Below are 15,687 nucleotides of genomic sequence, written 5' to 3'. Positions count from 1 at the left end.
CCGCGCTCAGTCCAGCAGCCCCACGGCGGTGGGCGCGTCGGCCGGCGTCAGCGCCAGTTCCTCGAATTCGTTGATGGCGTCGATCTCGGTGCCCATCGAGATGTTGGTCACCCGCTCCAGCATCACCTCGATCACCACCGGCACCTGGAACTCGGCCATCCAGCGCTCGGCCTGCTCGATGGCGGGCTTGATCTCTTCCTGGCGGTGCACCCGGATGGCCTTGCAGCCCAGGCCTTCCACCACCGCCTTGTGGTCCACGCCGTAGCCCTGCAGCTCGGGCGTGTTGATGTTCTCGAAGCCCAGCTGCACGCAGTAGTCCATGCTGAAGCCGCGCTGCGCCTGGCGGATGAGGCCCAGGTAGCTGTTGTTGACCACCATGTGGATGTAGGGCAGCTTGAACTGCGCACCCACGGCCAGCTCCTCGATCATGAACTGGAAGTCGTAGTCACCCGACAGCGCCACGATCTTGCGGGTGGGGTCGGCAGCGCGCACGCCCAGGGCGGCGGGAATCGTCCAGCCCAGCGGGCCGGCCTGGCCGCAGTTGATCCACTGCCGCGGGCCGTACACGTGCAGGAACTGCGCACCGGCAATCTGGCTCAGGCCGATGGTGGACACGTAGGTGGTGTCGCGGCCGAAGTTGTTGTTCATGCACTGGTACACCCGCTGCGGCTTCATCGGCACGGTGTCGTAGTTGGTCTTGCGCAGCATCGTTCGCTTGCGTTCGCGGCATTCGCCGGCCCAGGCCGTGCGGCTTCTCAGCGTGCCGGCGGCCTTCATCTCGCGCGCCACCTCCACGAAGCGCTCCAGCGCGGCCCGGGCGTCCGACACGATGCCCAGGTCGGGCGCAAACACCCGGCCGATCTGCGTGGGCTCGATGTCCACATGCACGAAGGTGCGGCCCTTCGTGTACACCTCGGTGGAGCCGGTGTGGCGGTTGGCCCAGCGGTTGCCGATGCCCAGCACGAAGTCGCTCGCCAGCATGGTGGCGTTGCCGTAGCGGTGGCTGGTCTGCAGGCCGCACATGCCGGCCATCAGCGGGTGGTCGTCGGGGATGGTGCCCCAGCCCATCAGCGTGGGGATCACCGGCACGCCGGTGAGTTCGGCGAACTCCACCAGCAGGTCGGACGCATCGGCATTGATGATGCCGCCGCCAGCCACGATCAGCGGGCGCTGCGCGGCCTGCATCATCTGCAGCGCCTTTTCCACCTGCTTGCGCGAGGCGGCGGGCTTGTAGACCGGCAGCGGCTCGTAGGTGTCGATGTCGAACTCGATCTCGGCCATCTGCACGTCGAACGGCAGGTCGATCAGCACCGGGCCCGGGCGGCCCGAGCGCATCAGGTGGAAGGCCTGCTGTAAGGCACGCGGCACCTGCGCCGGCTCGCGCACCGTCACGCTCCACTTGGTCACCGGCTTGCTGATCGACTCGATGTCGACCGCCTGGAAGTCTTCCTTGTACAGCCGGGCCCGCGGCGCCTGCCCGGTGATGCACAGGATGGGGATGCTGTCGGCCTGGGCCGAATACAGCCCGGTGATCATGTCGGTGCCCGCCGGACCCGAGGTGCCGATGCACACGCCGATGTTGCCGGCCCGCGCCCGGGTGTAGCCCTCGGCCATGTGCGAGGCGCCTTCCACGTGCCGTGCCAGCACATGGGCGATGGCGCCGCGCTCGCGCAGGCATGCATACAGCGGATTGATCGCCGCGCCGGGCACGCCGAAGGCCTGCGAGATGCCTTCCTTCTCCATCACCAGCACTGCCGCCATCGCGGCTTTCATCTTGGCCATTGCATCGTCTCCTGTTGCACTGGCGTCGATGATTCCGGCAGCCGCCGCACGGCGGAACCGCAGGCCGCGGATAAGCGCTATTCCGCCCGCGAATGGCGCGAACGCCAGGCCACCCAGCCCGCGATGCAGGTGAAGCCGAGCACGATGGCCACCACCACCCAGAAGCCCCGCGGCGAATCGGCCAGCGGCACGCCGCCCACGTTCATGCCCAGCAGGCCGGCAATGAGGTTGATGGGCAGGGCCAGCACGGTCACCACCGTCAGCACGAACAGGCTGCGGTGGTTGTCCTCGTTCACGCGCGCGGCCACCTCTTCCTGCAGCAGCTTGATGCGCTCCTGCAGCGCCGACATGTCGCGCAGCACCACGGAGAACTCCTCGGTGGACTGGCGCAGCGCCAGCACGCCGGCCTCGTCGATCCAGGCCGGCGGATGCTGCAGCAACCGGAACAGCGAGGCCGGCTCCGGCGCCAGCAGCCGCTGCAGCCGCACCAGCAGCCGCCGCATCGCGCCCAGGCGTGCGCGGCGGTGGTCGAGCCGGTTGGCCAGCAGCGCGTCCTCCACGTCGTCAACGCGGCCGGTCACGTCGCGCACGATGCGCACCAGCACGTCGGCTTGTGCGCGCAGCAGGTTTTCCAGCAGCTCGATGGGCGACGCAAAGCTGTCGCCGCGCTTGGCCGCGGTGCGCAGCGCGTCGATGGAGCGCAGCGCCTGGCGGCGCGCCGTCACCACCAGGTCGTGGTCGACATGGATCCACAGCGTGGAGATGTCCGACGGCTCGAAGCTGAAGGCGAAGTGCACGTCGTTGACCACCGCCACCAGCGCATGCTGGTCGGTGCGCTCGATGCGGGTGGAGTGCAGGTCCTCCTTCAGCGCGTCGAAGAAGGCCTCGGGCAGCTCCGCCCGGTGCTGCAGCCAGGGCTGCGCGCCGGTGTGGCTGAGGTTGAAGTGCAGCCACAGGAACTCGCCGCCCGCCGGGGCGCCGTGGCTGCGCCGCTGCGCCAGCCAGGCGGCCGCCTCGGCCGAGCCGATCTCCTGGGCGCGGCGGTCGGGAGCCAGCCGCCAGCCGCAGATGAGGCCGGATTCATCGGCCCCGTAGCCCGTTTGCGTCAGGGGGCTCAAGGCATCGTGCCGGGGGTCATGGGAAGGTGTGCACGTCCAGGTCGGTGATCGGCAGCGGGTGCGCGGCCGTCACGCGGAGGTCCGGCCGCAGCAAGCCGGCATGCTGCCAGCACGGCATGACGGTGGCGTGACAGCGGTGCGTCAGCGCCCCCAACTTCAACTGCGCGTGGCCGTGTCGGTGGCGCCTGGGGCATCCGGCTGTCGGCGGCAGATCAGCACGTAGCTGGTGCAGAACAGCGACCGGAAGCTGTACATGCCGGCCTTGAGCCCGGGGTCGATGGACGACTTCTCGAAGAAGGACGAGCAGCCCACGTACAGCCGCAGCAGCGGGTACAGCAGCGCCGCCAGCGGCAGCATCCACAGGTCCTTGGGCTTGCCCAGCACATGCACCACGCGCTCGACGCGGAAGCCCGCCGCATGCAGCATGCCCACCGTCGTCGGCATCGGGATGATGTGCCACACGCTCTGGTTGCGCACCCGGAACAGCTTCAGGCGCCGGGTGCGGCCTAGCAGCAGGTACAGCAGCCTGTCCTGCACGGTGAAGATGGAATCGTTGGTGACGATGAAGCAGCCCCCGGGCGCCAGCCGCTGCGCGCAGAAGTCGAAGAACTGCGAGGTGTTGCCGAACTCCATGATGCCGCTGATGCAGGTGACGACGTCGTAGCGGCCTTGCAGCGGTTCCGGCAGCGGCCCTGCCAGCGCGGCCGAGGCATCGAACCGGGTGTACTCGTGCGGGGCCAGATGCGCCGGGCTGGGCATGATGTCGGCACCGTGCGCCTGCAGCGGCAGGTGGCGGTTGATCGTCTGCACGAACAGGCCATGCCCGCAGGGCAGGTCGAGCAGCGTCTTCCAGCCGGCGGCCGGGGCGGCCTCCTGCAGGTACTTGAAGATCTCGCGATTGACGCCGCGGCTGGTATTGCCTTGCGGCACCTGCACGTCACCCACGCGGGTGACGGCGTATTCCTTGCGGCTGACTGCAGCGGTGTCCTGTTGCATGGTGGCCATCGGGTCGGGGCCTGCACTGTAGTTCGGCCGCACCCGGCCGTGCAGTGCGGCAACGGCACTTATTTGCCCCAGGCATCCGACCCGCCGGCCGACCCCGTCAACGCGCGGCGGCTGGCATGTGCGCCTCGGTCTGGTCCAGCACGGCTTCAGGCGCATCCGCTTCCAGCGGCGTTTCGCCGTTCAGGTGCGCATCCAGCCGGGCGCTGTCGAGGTCGCCGGTCCACTTGGCCACCACCAGCGTGGCCACGCCGTTGCCGATCAGGTTGGTGAGCGCACGGGCCTCGGACATGAAGCGGTCGATGCCCAGGATGAGCGCCAGCCCCGCCACCGGCACATGGCCCACCGCCGACAGCGTGGCCGCCAGCACGATGAAGCCGCTGCCGGTGACGCCGGCCGCGCCCTTGCTGGTGAGCAGCAGCACCGCCAGCAGCGTGAGCTGCTGCGTCAGCGTCATGTCGGTGTTGGTGGCCTGGGCGATGAACACCGCCGCCATGGTGAGGTAGATGGAGGTGCCGTCCAGGTTGAACGAATAGCCCGTGGGCACCACCAGGCCCACCACCGACTTGCGCGCACCCAGGTTCTCCAGCTTGGCCATCATGCGCGGCAGCACGGATTCGCTCGACGAGGTGCCCAGCACGATCAGCAGCTCTTCCTTGATGTACTTGATGAACTTCCAGATGGAGAAGCCGTGCGCGCGGGCGATGCCGCCCAGCACCACGAAGATGAAGATCAGGCAGGTGGCGTAGAAGGTGGCCATCAGCTGGCCCAGCGACACCAGCGAGCCGATGCCGTACTTGCCGATGGTGAAGGCCATGGCACCGAAGGCACCGATGGGGGCCACCTTCATGATCATGCCGACGATGCCGAACAGCACGTGCGAGAACTTCTCGATGAAGTCGAACACCAGCGTGCCGCGGCCGCCGAACTTGTGCAGCGCGAAGCCGAACATCACCGCGATCAGCAGCACCTGCAGGATCTCGCCCTTGGCAAACGCATCCACGAAGGTGTTGGGGATGACGTGCAGCAGGAAGTCCACCGTGCCCTGCATCTTGCCGGGCTCGGTGTAGGCGGCGATGGCCTTGGTGTCCAGCGCGCTGACGTCCACGTTCATGCCGGCGCCGGGACGCACCAGGTTGACGATGACCAGGCCCACCACCAGCGCCACGGTGCTGACGATCTCGAAGTACAGCAGCGCCAGGCCGCCGGTCTTGCCCACCTTCTTCATGTCCTCCATGCCGGCGATGCCGACTACCACGGTGCAGAAGATGATGGGCGCGATGATCATCTTGATGAGCTTGATGAAGCCGTCGCCCAGCGGCTTCATCGCCGCGCCGGTCTGCGGCCAGAAATGGCCGAGCAGCACGCCAATGACGATGGCCACGATGACCTGGAAGTAGAGGGAGCGGTAGATCGGCTGCTTGGTGGCCGGGGTGTCCATGGGCTTGTCTCCTGGAATGTGCGGAAGGCGGGTGCCTTTAGCAAGCCAGGGACCAGCGGCACGGCTGTCCGGTGATGCGGTAAGCCGTTGATTCAACAGTCTTTTCTCCCGACCGACAGGCGTCGCTGCCCGGACCTTCGTGCAGGCCGCCGGCGGCCAGCCCGGGTTCCCGGGCAGCGGCGGTTCAGCGGAAGGCTTCCGCCCGCAGGCCCAGGCGCTTGAGCTTGTCGTACAGCGTCTGCTTGCCGATGCCCAGGGACTGCGCGGTGGCCGCCGCATCGCCCTGGTGGCGGCGCAGCGCATCGGCCACCAGGGTGCGCTCCACATGCTCCAGCTGCTGCGGCAGGCTGGCGCCCGTGGCCGGTGTCGCGGTGGCGCCGCCCGCGCCGGGGCCGTGGGTGGAAGGCAGGTCGTCGCCGGCCAGGCCCAGCACATGGCGTTCGGCCACGTTGCGCAGCTCACGCACGTTGCCGGGCCAGGCGTGGGCCATCAGCGTGGCGGTCTGCGCCGGCGTCAGCGCGGGCGCGGCGCGCTGGAAGCGCTGCTGCGCGGCCAGCGAGAAGTGCTCGAACAGCAGCGGGATGTCCTCGCGCCGCTCGCGCAGCGGCGGCAGCTCGATGAAGGCCACGCCGATGCGGTAGTACAGGTCGGCGCGGAAGCGCTGCTGCTCGGCCATGAGCTTCAGGTCTTCCTTGCTGGCGGCGATCACCCGGCAGTCCACCGCGATCGGCTTGTTGGAGCCGATGCGCTCGATGCTGCGCTCCTGCAGTGCGCGCAGCAGCTTGACCTGCACCGCCAGCGGCATGCTCTCGATCTCGTCGAGGAACAGCGTGCCGCCGTGCGCATGCTCGAACTTGCCCACCCGGGTGCGCTGGGCGCCGGTGAAGGCGCCGGCCTCGTGGCCGAACAGCTCGGTCTCGGCCAGGTTCTCGGGCAGGCCGCCGCAGTTCAGCGCCACGAAGTGGGCCTTGCGCCGCGGGCCATGCTCATGCAGGCAGCGGGCCACCAGCTCCTTGCCGGTGCCGGTCTCGCCGTAGATCACCACGTCGGCCGAGGTGGCGGCCAGGGCCTGCACCCGCTGGCGCAGCCGTTCCATGGCGGCCGAGCGGCCGAGCAGCATCGCCTCGATGCCCTGGCGCTGCTCCAGTTGCCGCCGCAGCGCGCGCACCTGCAGCGCCAGCCGGCGCTTGTCGGCCGCGCGCCGCACCACCGAGGCCAGGTGGTCGGAGGCGAAGGGCTTGGCAATGAAGTCGTAGGTGCCCTGCTGCATGGCCTGCACCGCCATCGCGATGTCGCCATGGCCGGTGATGAGGATGACCGGCAGCTCCGCATCCAGCGCCTGCAGCTCGCGCTGCCAGTCCAGGCCGCTGGCGCCGGGCAGCCGCACGTCGCACAGCACCACCACCGGCAGCAGCGCCGCCGGCTCCGGCTGCAGCGCGCCGCGTGCGGCTTCCACGCTGGCATGGGCCTGCACCGGGAAGCCGGCCAGCTCCAGCGCCTGGCGGCAGCCGATGCGCACGTCCTCGTCGTCTTCCACCAGGATCACGCGGATCGTGTCCTCGGGCGGCCGGGGGTCGTCGCTCATGGCAGCAGCCTCCTGCAGGTTCAGGCCGCGGCGGCGGGCCGCAGCGGCAGGGTCAACACGAAGACGGCGCCGCCTTCGGGCCGGTTGCGGCCCTCCAACGTGCCGCCCAACTCGCGCACGATGTGGGCCGAGATCATCAGCCCCAGGCCCAGGCCGGCACCGGCCGGCTTGCTGGTGGCAAAGGGCTCGAACAGTCGCGGCAGCATGTCGTCGGCGATGCCCGGGCCGCTGTCGACCACCGTGAGGCGGCAGCGGCCGTCGTCGATCACCGCGTCCAGCTGCAGCAACCGGCGCGGCGCCTCGGCCATCGCATCGGCGGCATTGGCCAGCAGGTTCACCAGCACCTGCTCCAGCCGCGGCTCCTCGGCCATGACGGTGAGCGCGGGCGGCTCGATGCGCTGCTGCAGCTCGATGCCCAGCGTGCGCAGCCGCGGCTGCACCAGCAGCAGCGCGCCCTGCAGCACCCGCTGCAGCGGCACCGGCTGCAGCGCCGGCGGCCCCTTGTGCGCGAAGCCCTTGAGCTGCTGGGTGAAGCGGCCCACGCGGTCCACCAGCTGGCCGATGCGGCCGAGGTTCCAGCGCAGGTCGTCGGCCTGGCCGCGGTCCAGCAGCACCACCGCGTTGTCGGCCATGGTGCGCAGCGCGGCCAGCGGCTGGTTCAGCTCATGCACGATGCCGGCCGACATCTGGCCCAGTGCGGCCATCTTGCCGGCATGCAGCAGCTCGCTCTGCGTGGCGCGCAGCTCGGCGGTGCGCTCCTGCACCTTGGCTTCCAGGCTGTCGCGCGCGGCCTTGAGCACCACCTGCAGCGCGGCCTGGTTGGCCATGCGCTGGCGCAGCGTGCGCCGGCGCAGCCAGAAGATCAGCAGCGCCATCAGGCCCACCAGGCTGGCCATGCCGGCGGCCAGCGCCAGCGTGCGCGCCTGGTCCACCACCGGCCAGGTCTCGTCGAGCACGATCAGGCGCCAGCCGGTGCGCGGCATGGTGCGCTCCGACATCACGTACTGGGTGCCGCCCAGCAGCACCAGCTGCGTGGCCGCGTGGCCGGCCGCGCCCTGCGGCTGCCAGTCCAGCGGCGTGAGCGCGGCCTGGCCGTAAGGGCGGCTGCGCTCGATCTCGGCACGGGCCGTCGCGGCCAGCGGCTGCAGCGGCCGGAACCGCCAGACGTCCTGCGTGCTCAGCACCACCACGCCGTGCTCGTCCACCACCAGCACCTGGCCGGGCAGGCGGCGCCACGCCTGCTCGGCATCGGCCAGCCGCACCTTGACGGTGGCCAGGCCCAGCAGGCGCTTGCCGCGGGTCAGGCCGTAGGACAGGTAATAGCCCGGCCGCCGGCTGGTGACGCCCACGCCGTAGAAGCGGCCCTTGCCCTCGGCCAGCGCGGCGCGCACATAGGGCCGGAAGGAGAGGTCGTGACCCACCGGCGTGCCGGGCTGGTCCCAGTCCGCGCCGGCCAGGGCCATGCCGCGGCGGTCCACCACGTAGAGCATGTCCGCGCCGGCGGTGGCATTGATGGCGCGCAGCATGCGGTTCACCTCGTCGCGCAGCGCGGTGTCGCCGGGGCGCTCCAGCAGGTCCAGCACGCTGGGCGTGATCTCCAGCAGCGAGGGCAGGTAGTCGAAGCGGGCCACCTCCGCTTCCAGCGTGCTGGCGATCATGTCCAGCCGGTGCTGGGCCGCGTCGTCCAGTCGCTGCAGCGCGGCCCGCCGGCCGGCCGAATGGGCGCCGAGCGCCGCGGCGGCCACCAGGGCCACGGCGAGCAGCACCGTCAGCACGAGGGCAAGGGAACGCAGGCGCTTCACGGCAGGCAATCGGGCAGGCAGGCGGAGGGCGGCATCGGGCGGGCGCGAATCCTACCCGGCCGACCGCCGACGGACAGCCGGTGCGCCGGGCCCGGTTGCCGCCCCTCACACATCCGAACAAAGCGATGCGGGCCACCGGTCGGCCCCGGGGCGCCGCCCGGCGTTGGAAGGCCACACGATCATCTTGCGGGAGACGACAGCATGCCCTCCACTTCCTTGGCCCGCCGCGGGGCCGCGGCCGCCGCGCTGCTGGCGGCCTTGCTGCTCGGCGGCTGCGCGGTGGTCACGCCCTACGATCCCTATGGCGTGGCCGTGGTGTCGCCGGCACCTGCCGTCATCGGCGTGGCGCCGTATCCCGGCGCGGTGTGGATCGACGGCTACTGGAGCCGCCGCGGCAGTGGCCGCGAATGGGTCCCCGGCCGCTGGGACCGCGGCCACGGCCACCGCGACCGCTGGGACCGGCATGACCGCGACGACCGCCGCGGCTGGCGCGGCCGTGGCCGGTACGACTAGGCCTTCACGGCGCCGAGACCTGCAGCGCCGCCCGGTGGCCGATGGACGATTCCACCTGGCCGATGTGGTCGACCATCAGTCGCTCGGCCAGGTCGATGCGGCCTTCGGCCAGCGCGGCGACGATGCGTTCATGGTCGGCGCAGGATTCGGCAGCCGCCTGCCGCGTCTGGTACAGCGTGGAGACCAGCGTGGTGCGGGCCGTCAGGTCGCGCAGCAGGTCGGCCAGCAGCCGGTGGCCCAGGCATTCGGCCAGGCACACATGGAAGTCGGCCAGCAGGAAGGCGCGGGTGGCGGGGTCGGCATCGTCCAGCGCGGCGCGCTCGTCGGCCAGGTGCCGGCGCAGCCGACCCAGCACCGACTGCAGCGGCCGGCCCTCGGTCTGGCGCAGGATGCCGGCCTCGACCGCGCGGCGGGCCGCGAAGGCGTCGCGCGCCTCCTCGATGGAGGGCTCCACCACGTACCAGCCCTTGCGGCTGCGCACTTCCACGAAGCCGCGGGCCTGCACCTGCATCAGCGCCTCGCGCACCAGGGTGCGGCTGACGTCGAACTGCTCGGCCAGGTCCTGCTCGCCCAGCCGTTCGCCCGGCTGGAGCCGGCGCGCGAGGATCGAGCCGACGATGCGCTCGGCGATGCTGGGCGGGTGGCTGCTGGGCGGCGGGGGCATGGCGCGGCACTCTAGCGCAGGGCCGCGGCGCAGCGCGGGCCGCCACCGGCGCGCGGTCAACCGATGCGGCGGCGGCCCCGGCTGCGGCCCACGCCCAGGGCCAGGCCCAGCAGGCCCAGCGCCATCAGCGCATGGGTCTGCGGCTCGGGCACGGCCAGCGTCACCGTGGCGTTCACCACGCCGGGGTTGTCGTCGTAATAGCCTGATGTGCCGTTGAAGTTGAAGGCGTCCACGAAGCCGAGGTACAGCCGGGTGGCATTGACCGGCGCGGTGAAGGTGAGCAGCGTGCCGCTGGCGTCGTCCCGGCCGGTGCGGCCGTCGCCGACGAAGAACACCTGGTAGAGCGCTGGCGCCTGGCTCACGGGGTTGCCCGCGTCCCAGGCCGGCAGTGCGGCGGGCGCGGCCTGGCCGAAGGGATCGGCTTCGGAGCCGAACATCGCCACCAGCGGCAGCTGGGTGTTGCCGGTTGCGTTCGAGATGCCGTTGAGCCCGCCGATACTGGAAGCCGGGCCCAGCCAGTTGCCGCCCTCGGGCGTGGCCAGGTCGGCGCCGTTGCTGCAGCAGTTGAGCCCGCCGGTCACCGAGTTGAAGGTGAACACCTTGCCGCTGCCTGCGGTGAAGCTGGCGTATGGCGCGTCCGACGCCGCACCCGACACCGAGCCGCTGTGGCCGAACACCTGGTACAGGCTCACCGAGCCCGGCAGGCTGAAGGAGGCGCTGCCGCCCGGAACGATGGTCACCTGGGCCGATGCCACGCCGAATGCGGCGATGCAGCCCAGCGCGACCGCGGTCGATCGAGATGCGGGTGTCGGCATGCTGGTTCCTCCGGTGTTGTGCGTCCCGCACCCTAGCCTCGGGCACGGCGGCGGCGTATCCCTAAGCCGCACACGGCTGCCCTTACAGTGCGCCGCATGGACCGCATCACCGGGATCGAGCTGTACCTGCGCGTGGTGGAGACCGGCAGCTTCAGCAAGGCCGCCGCCGACCTCGGCGTGACCCAGCCCACCGCCACGCGGCATGTGGCCGCGCTGGAAGCGCAGCTGGGCGCGCGGCTGCTCCACCGCAGCACCCGCGGCGTGACGCCGACGGAAGTGGGCCAGGCCTACTACGAGCGCTGCAAGCACATCGCCCTGGCGCTGGAGGAAGCGGGCAACCTCGCCAGCCTGCTGCAGGCCGGCGTGGGCGGCACGCTGCGCGTGGGCTGCTCGGTGGCCTTCGGCCGGCGGGTGCTCGTGCCGCTGACATTGCGCTACATGCAGCAGCATCCCGGTGTGACGCTGGACCTGAGCTTCGACGACCGTTACGTGAACCTGGTGGAGCAGGGCATCGACGTGGCGGTGCGCATGGGCCGGCTGGCCGATAGCACGCTGGGTGCACGCTACCTGGGCATCAATCCGTGGGCGGTGCTGGCTGCGCCGGCGCTGCTGGAACGCCGCGGCATGCCGGCCGAGCCGACCGCCCTGGCCCAGGAGGATTGCCTGGTCTACAGCAGCGTGATGGGCGACGACCGCTGGCAGTTCCGCCTGCCCGATGGCGGCATGAGCGTGGTGCCGGTCAAGGGGCCGCTGCGTTCCAACAACCTGTCGGCCGTGCTGGCCGCCTGCCGCGCCGGCCTGGGCTTCGCGGCCCTGCCCTGGTACGTGGCCGGGCCGTCGGTGCAGGCGGGCGAGCTGGTGCCGGTGCTCACCGGCCATGCGCTGCCCTCGCAGGAAATGCATGCGGTCTTCCCCTCGCCGCGGCTGGTGCCGGGCAAGGTGCGCAGCTTCGTGGACTTCCTGCAGCAGCAGTTCACTGCGGCCAGATGGTGGGAGATGCCGCTCACGAAGTGAGCACGAAGCGGCCCACCACCGCATGAAGCTGCGCGGCCTCGCGGCGCAGGCTCTCGGCGGCGGCGGCGCCCTGCTCCACCAGCGCGGCGTTCTGCTGCGTCACCGCGTCCAGCTGCGTCACGGCCCCGCCCACCTGGGTGATGCCGGTCGTCTGCTGGCTGGCCGCGCCGGAGATCTCGCCGATCAGCTGGCTGACGCGGCGCGCCTGGTCCACGATGTTGCGCATGCTGCTGCCCGCATCGCCCACCAGGCGGGTGCCGGCCTCCACCCGTTCCACCGAGTTGCCGATCAACACCTTGATCTCCTTGGCCGCGTCGGCCGAGCGCTTGGCCAGGCCGCGCACCTCGGCCGCCACCACCGCGAAGCCGCGGCCCTGCTCGCCGGCCCGCGCGGCTTCCACCGCCGCGTTCAGCGCCAGGATGTTGGTCTGGAAGGCGATGCCGTCGATGGTGCCGATGATGTCGGCGATGCGGCGCGACGAGTCGCTGATCTGGCCGATGGTCTGCACCACCTTGTCCACCAGCTCGCCGCCCTGCACGGCGGCTGCCGAAGCCTCGCGGGCCAGCACGTCGGCCTGGGCCGCGGTGTCGGCGGTGTTGCGCACGGCGCCGGTGAGCTGCTCCATGGAAGAAGCCGTCTGCTGCAGGTTGCCGGCCTGCGCTTCGGTGCGCTGGCTCAGGTCCATGTTGCCGGTGGCGATCTCGGCCGCCGCCTGCTCGATGGCCAGGCTGGCCCGGCCCACGTCGCCCATCGCGGCATGCATCTTCTGCACGGCCGCCTTGAGCATCACGGCGGTGGGCGCCGTCACCGCCAGCGGCGTGACGTCCAGGCACAAGGCATGGCCGCGGTCGAGCTGGCGCACCAGGGCCGACAGCTCCGCCGCCTCGATGGTGGCGCGGCGCAGCCGCAGCGCCAGCAGCACCTCGATGGCGGTCTGCGCCACCACGTACACCGCATGCATCAAGGTCTTGAGCAGGTCGGGCTGGGGCGTGCAGTACACCGCCCAGCCCATGGCCTGCAGCCGGTCGAAGACCAGGTGGTGCACGGCAAACAGGGCGGCCACCAGCACCGCCGGCCGCCAGTCCCGGTACACCAGCACCATGCCCAGCAGCACGAACACGCCGAAGTGGAACTCCAGCGTGCCGCGGCCCAGCTGGATGTGCAGCGCCACCAGCACCACGTTGGCACCCACCAGCACCAGTTGCGAGAGCAGGCTGCCCCGTGCCGCGAAGAACACCGCCAAGCCCACCGCGCAGACCGGCACCGTCCATCCCAGCGCCAGGCCCAGCTGGCCGAAGGACTGGCCGATGGCCAGCGCCGCCAAGGCAGAGGCGGCCATGACCAGCAGCATCACCAGATCGCCCGCCCGGGCCACCGCTTTCAGGCGATGACGCACATCGGGGGCCAGGACAGCAACGGAGGGATTCATGGAAGGGCTCGCAGGGAAGGCCGAAGGTTCGGCGGCCCCGCCTGCTGACACATCGCGCCAGAAATGAGCAGGGCCACGAACGCCTTATCGGCGTGCGCAGCAGCTGGCTGAAGCACCCGGCCTGCGATCAGGCCCTCGACGTTACATCGAGCGGATCACGTCCCCGCCCTCGCGGGCCAGGGCCTCGCGGGCCTCGTCGGCTTCCTCGGCCGAGCGTGGATGCGCGACCACCGCCCAGCGGCCATGGCTGGTGGCGTCGCGCACGCTGCTGATGACGCGGCCCCGGTCGGGCCGCAAGGTCAGCAGCCCGGCCAGCAACAGGCCCGCGAACAGGCCGTACAGCGCGGCAACGCCGATCGTCATGCCGGGCGAGGCCTCGGCCGCGGCCCAGCCGCTGGCCACCAGCAGCGCACCGACGGCGGCACCCACCACCAGCCCGGCGGCGCCCAGCCTGCCGTGGCTGCGCAGCAGCGTGCGCCAGATGCCCTGGGATTCGGGTTCCAGCTTGCGGCCGAGCCGCGGGTCATGCGGCTCCACCACCAGCACGGGGCAGCGCTCGCCGCGCTGCTGTCGCTGCAGGCTGCCGGCCGCGCGTGCGGCTGCGGTGCCGTTGTCGAACAGCGCGGCCACCAGCGTCAACGATCGTTCACCGAACAGGTTCATCGCGGCGCGCATGGCGTCTCCTCAGGATGCGGGCGCCTGCTTTCCAGGCGCATGGCCGCATTGAACCGGAGCCGCCGGGCCAGCGGGATCAACCGACGGCCCGTTGCGCTGTCGGCCGGGGCCTACGGTGCGGTGCAGACGAAGCTGGCAGCCGCGTTCACGTCGCCGCTGCCGCGGTAGCGCGGGTAGGCCGGCCAGTCGCACAGCGGCCGCGTGCGGCCGGGCACGCCCACGGTGTCGGCCACCGTCTGGGCGGGCGGGGCGATGCCCTGCTCCACCCAGTTGTCCAGCGCGGTGAGCGAATCCCAGGCGGCGTTGAACACGGTGCTGGCTGCATGGCCGTAGCCCGGGATCTCGTAGTACCGCAGGAAGCCGGCGGTGCGCGCCGCGCCCATGGCGGCCTGCACCCGGGCGTAATACGCCTGGGTGGCGCGGGTGCTCACCAGCTGGTCGGAGGTGCCGTGGGCCATCAGGATCTTGCCGCCGCGGGACTCGAAGGCCGACAGGTCGGCCTGGTTGATGTCCTGCAGGCCGGTCAGCTCGCTGATGCGGGCCTGCCAGGGGCCGGGGTTCTGCGGGTCCAGCGTCAGCGCGTCGAAGCCGGGGTCGCGGGTGACGAAGTACTTGGCCCACTGGCTCCAGAAGCCGGAGTGGTACGGCACGCCGCCGGTGGGCAGGTAGGGCGGCATCGGCGTGGTGGGCTGCAGCGTGTTCAGGCCGAGGTAGGTGACGGTCTGCTGCACGCCGGTGCCAGGACGGCCGAAGTCGGTGCCCCAGGTGTTGAAGCCGGGGTAGCTTGTCTCGCCGCTGGCCACCGGGTAGCCGAAGACGATGGGCGTGTCGATCACCTTCATCGCCGTGATCTGCGCATCCGACAGGCAGCTGTCGCCGGTGTCCGCACCGCCCGGGCAGCGCAGCGGCTGGCCGTTGAGCGTGGCGGTGGCCGGGTCGTAGCTGGCATTGCAGGCCGCCTGGTGGCTGATGACGCCGTCGGCCACGCCGTCCAGGCCGTCGCAGGCGGCCACCGCGCTGTCGAACAGCGCCTGCCGCTTGGCCAGGTTGGGATAGGCCCCCGGCTGCGCCAGCGCCCGGGTGATGCGGCCGAACTGCAGGTCCAGGCTGGCGGCCGCATAGGCGGGATAGAGCACGATGGCGCCGTCGAAGTCGGCCGGCCACTTCTGCGTGACGGCCAGCGCTTCGCGCCCGCCGGTGGAGCCACCGGCGAAGTAGCTGCGGCGCGGGCCGTCGCCGTAGCGCTTGTCGATCAGGTACATCGCGGCATCGCGGGTCTTCTTCAGGGCCTCGAACGAGAAGTTGCGCAGCGCCTCCTGGTTGAGCGCGAACACGCCCGGGTTGGCCGGATCGGTGGCCGCCTGGTGGCCGCTGTCGCTGGCGAACACCGCATAGCCCAGGCCGATGGGATTGGGCCGGTCGGCCGGGCCGGCCGGCACGTTGCCCGCCACGTTGGGGATGGTGCCGTTGTAGCCGCCACCGCCCAGCATCAGCGCCTTGCCGTTCCAGGTGGCGGGCAGATTGAGCTGCATCAGGATCTTGGGCGCGGCCGGATCCACCGGGGCGATCTCGGCCATCACCTTGCAGTATTCGCCGAAGGTCTTGGGCGCGGTGCCGCCCGCGGCTTCCACCGTGGCGCTGGTGACGGTGGCGCCGCTGGTGGGCAGGCCGATGCGGGCGGCGGGCACGGTCATGCCGGCCAGCTCGGCACACGCCATCGGCTGGTCGTCGTCGTCGGACGAACTGCCGCAGGCGCTGAGCATCAGCAGGGCGCAGGCGGCGGGCACGGCGGCCAGCACCAGGCGGCGGCGGGAAGCGGGAACGATCATCGGTTTGTCTCCTTGACT

The 15,687-nt window shown here is 71.1% G+C and carries 13 protein-coding genes; 2 read left to right on the top strand and 11 right to left on the bottom strand.

Going from position 1 to position 15,687, the window contains the following annotated elements; translation table 11 throughout:
• Nucleotides 1-6: 6 nt before the first annotated feature.
• From gcl to LRS14_RS00455, 6 genes are all read right to left on the bottom strand, one after another.
• Nucleotides 7-1,782 carry a glyoxylate carboligase gene (gcl, locus tag LRS14_RS00480; RefSeq protein ID WP_257798188.1) on the bottom strand — a complete coding sequence of 592 codons (1,776 nt, stop codon included), beginning with the start codon at nucleotides 1,780-1,782 and terminating at the stop codon, nucleotides 7-9.
• A gap of 77 nt (nucleotides 1,783-1,859) precedes the next feature.
• Nucleotides 1,860-2,900, bottom strand: coding sequence for a transporter (locus tag LRS14_RS00475; protein WP_257798187.1), 1,041 nt, complete (start codon nucleotides 2,898-2,900; stop codon nucleotides 1,860-1,862).
• 156 nt (nucleotides 2,901-3,056) lie between these two features.
• Nucleotides 3,057-3,905: a bifunctional 2-polyprenyl-6-hydroxyphenol methylase/3-demethylubiquinol 3-O-methyltransferase UbiG gene (locus LRS14_RS00470; protein ID WP_257798186.1), complete on the bottom strand. Its 849-nt coding sequence runs from the start codon at nucleotides 3,903-3,905 to the stop codon at nucleotides 3,057-3,059.
• Between the two features lie 97 nt (nucleotides 3,906-4,002).
• Nucleotides 4,003-5,343 (bottom strand): dicarboxylate/amino acid:cation symporter, encoded by a 1,341-nt coding sequence (locus LRS14_RS00465; protein ID WP_257798185.1) that lies wholly within the window; start codon nucleotides 5,341-5,343, stop codon nucleotides 4,003-4,005.
• 184 nt (nucleotides 5,344-5,527) lie between these two features.
• Nucleotides 5,528-6,928 (bottom strand): sigma-54 dependent transcriptional regulator, encoded by a 1,401-nt coding sequence (locus LRS14_RS00460; protein WP_257798183.1) that lies wholly within the window; start codon nucleotides 6,926-6,928, stop codon nucleotides 5,528-5,530.
• Nucleotides 6,929-6,948: 20 nt separating this feature from the next.
• Nucleotides 6,949-8,730 (bottom strand): ATP-binding protein, encoded by a 1,782-nt coding sequence (locus tag LRS14_RS00455; protein WP_257798181.1) that lies wholly within the window; start codon nucleotides 8,728-8,730, stop codon nucleotides 6,949-6,951.
• Between the two features lie 201 nt (nucleotides 8,731-8,931).
• Here LRS14_RS00455 and LRS14_RS00450 point away from each other — a divergent pair, with 201 nt between their 5' ends.
• On the top strand, nucleotides 8,932-9,243 hold the full coding sequence (locus LRS14_RS00450) for a YXWGXW repeat-containing protein (RefSeq protein WP_046115449.1): 312 nt from the start codon (nucleotides 8,932-8,934) through the stop codon (nucleotides 9,241-9,243).
• Nucleotides 9,244-9,247: 4 nt separating this feature from the next.
• Here the strand turns inward: LRS14_RS00450 and LRS14_RS00445 are convergent, their stop codons facing one another.
• Complete coding sequence (locus LRS14_RS00445; protein ID WP_046115450.1) at nucleotides 9,248-9,907, bottom strand: GntR family transcriptional regulator; 660 nt, start codon at nucleotides 9,905-9,907, stop codon at nucleotides 9,248-9,250.
• Between the two features lie 56 nt (nucleotides 9,908-9,963).
• A complete protein-coding gene (locus LRS14_RS00440) occupies nucleotides 9,964-10,722 on the bottom strand; it encodes a hypothetical protein (RefSeq protein ID WP_257798179.1) in 759 nt (252 codons plus the stop codon).
• 96 nt (nucleotides 10,723-10,818) lie between these two features.
• On the opposite strand from LRS14_RS00440, the gene LRS14_RS00435 reads away from it, so the two are divergent.
• Nucleotides 10,819-11,736, top strand: coding sequence for a LysR family transcriptional regulator (locus LRS14_RS00435; protein ID WP_257798178.1), 918 nt, complete (start codon nucleotides 10,819-10,821; stop codon nucleotides 11,734-11,736).
• Here the strand turns inward: LRS14_RS00435 and LRS14_RS30090 are convergent.
• The 3 genes from LRS14_RS30090 to LRS14_RS00420 form a co-directional block, all read right to left on the bottom strand.
• Nucleotides 11,726-13,165: a methyl-accepting chemotaxis protein gene (locus LRS14_RS30090; RefSeq protein WP_310740778.1), complete on the bottom strand. Its 1,440-nt coding sequence runs from the start codon at nucleotides 13,163-13,165 to the stop codon at nucleotides 11,726-11,728. The genes LRS14_RS00435 and LRS14_RS30090 overlap by 11 nt on opposite strands.
• A 141-nt stretch (nucleotides 13,166-13,306) precedes the next feature.
• Nucleotides 13,307-13,840 carry a riboflavin biosynthesis protein RibA gene (locus LRS14_RS00425; RefSeq protein WP_257798177.1) on the bottom strand — a complete coding sequence of 178 codons (534 nt, stop codon included), beginning with the start codon at nucleotides 13,838-13,840 and terminating at the stop codon, nucleotides 13,307-13,309.
• 110 nt (nucleotides 13,841-13,950) lie between these two features.
• Nucleotides 13,951-15,669 (bottom strand): tannase/feruloyl esterase family alpha/beta hydrolase, encoded by a 1,719-nt coding sequence (locus LRS14_RS00420; RefSeq protein ID WP_257798176.1) that lies wholly within the window; start codon nucleotides 15,667-15,669, stop codon nucleotides 13,951-13,953.
• Nucleotides 15,670-15,687 lie beyond the last annotated feature (18 nt).

It is taken from the genome of Aquincola sp. J276, assembly GCF_024700035.1.
Classification (GTDB): Bacteria; Pseudomonadota; Gammaproteobacteria; order Burkholderiales; family Burkholderiaceae_C; genus Aquincola; species Aquincola tertiaricarbonis.
Note: the sequence above shows the minus strand (reverse complement) of the source record. Positions and strands in the feature narration are given on the sequence as shown.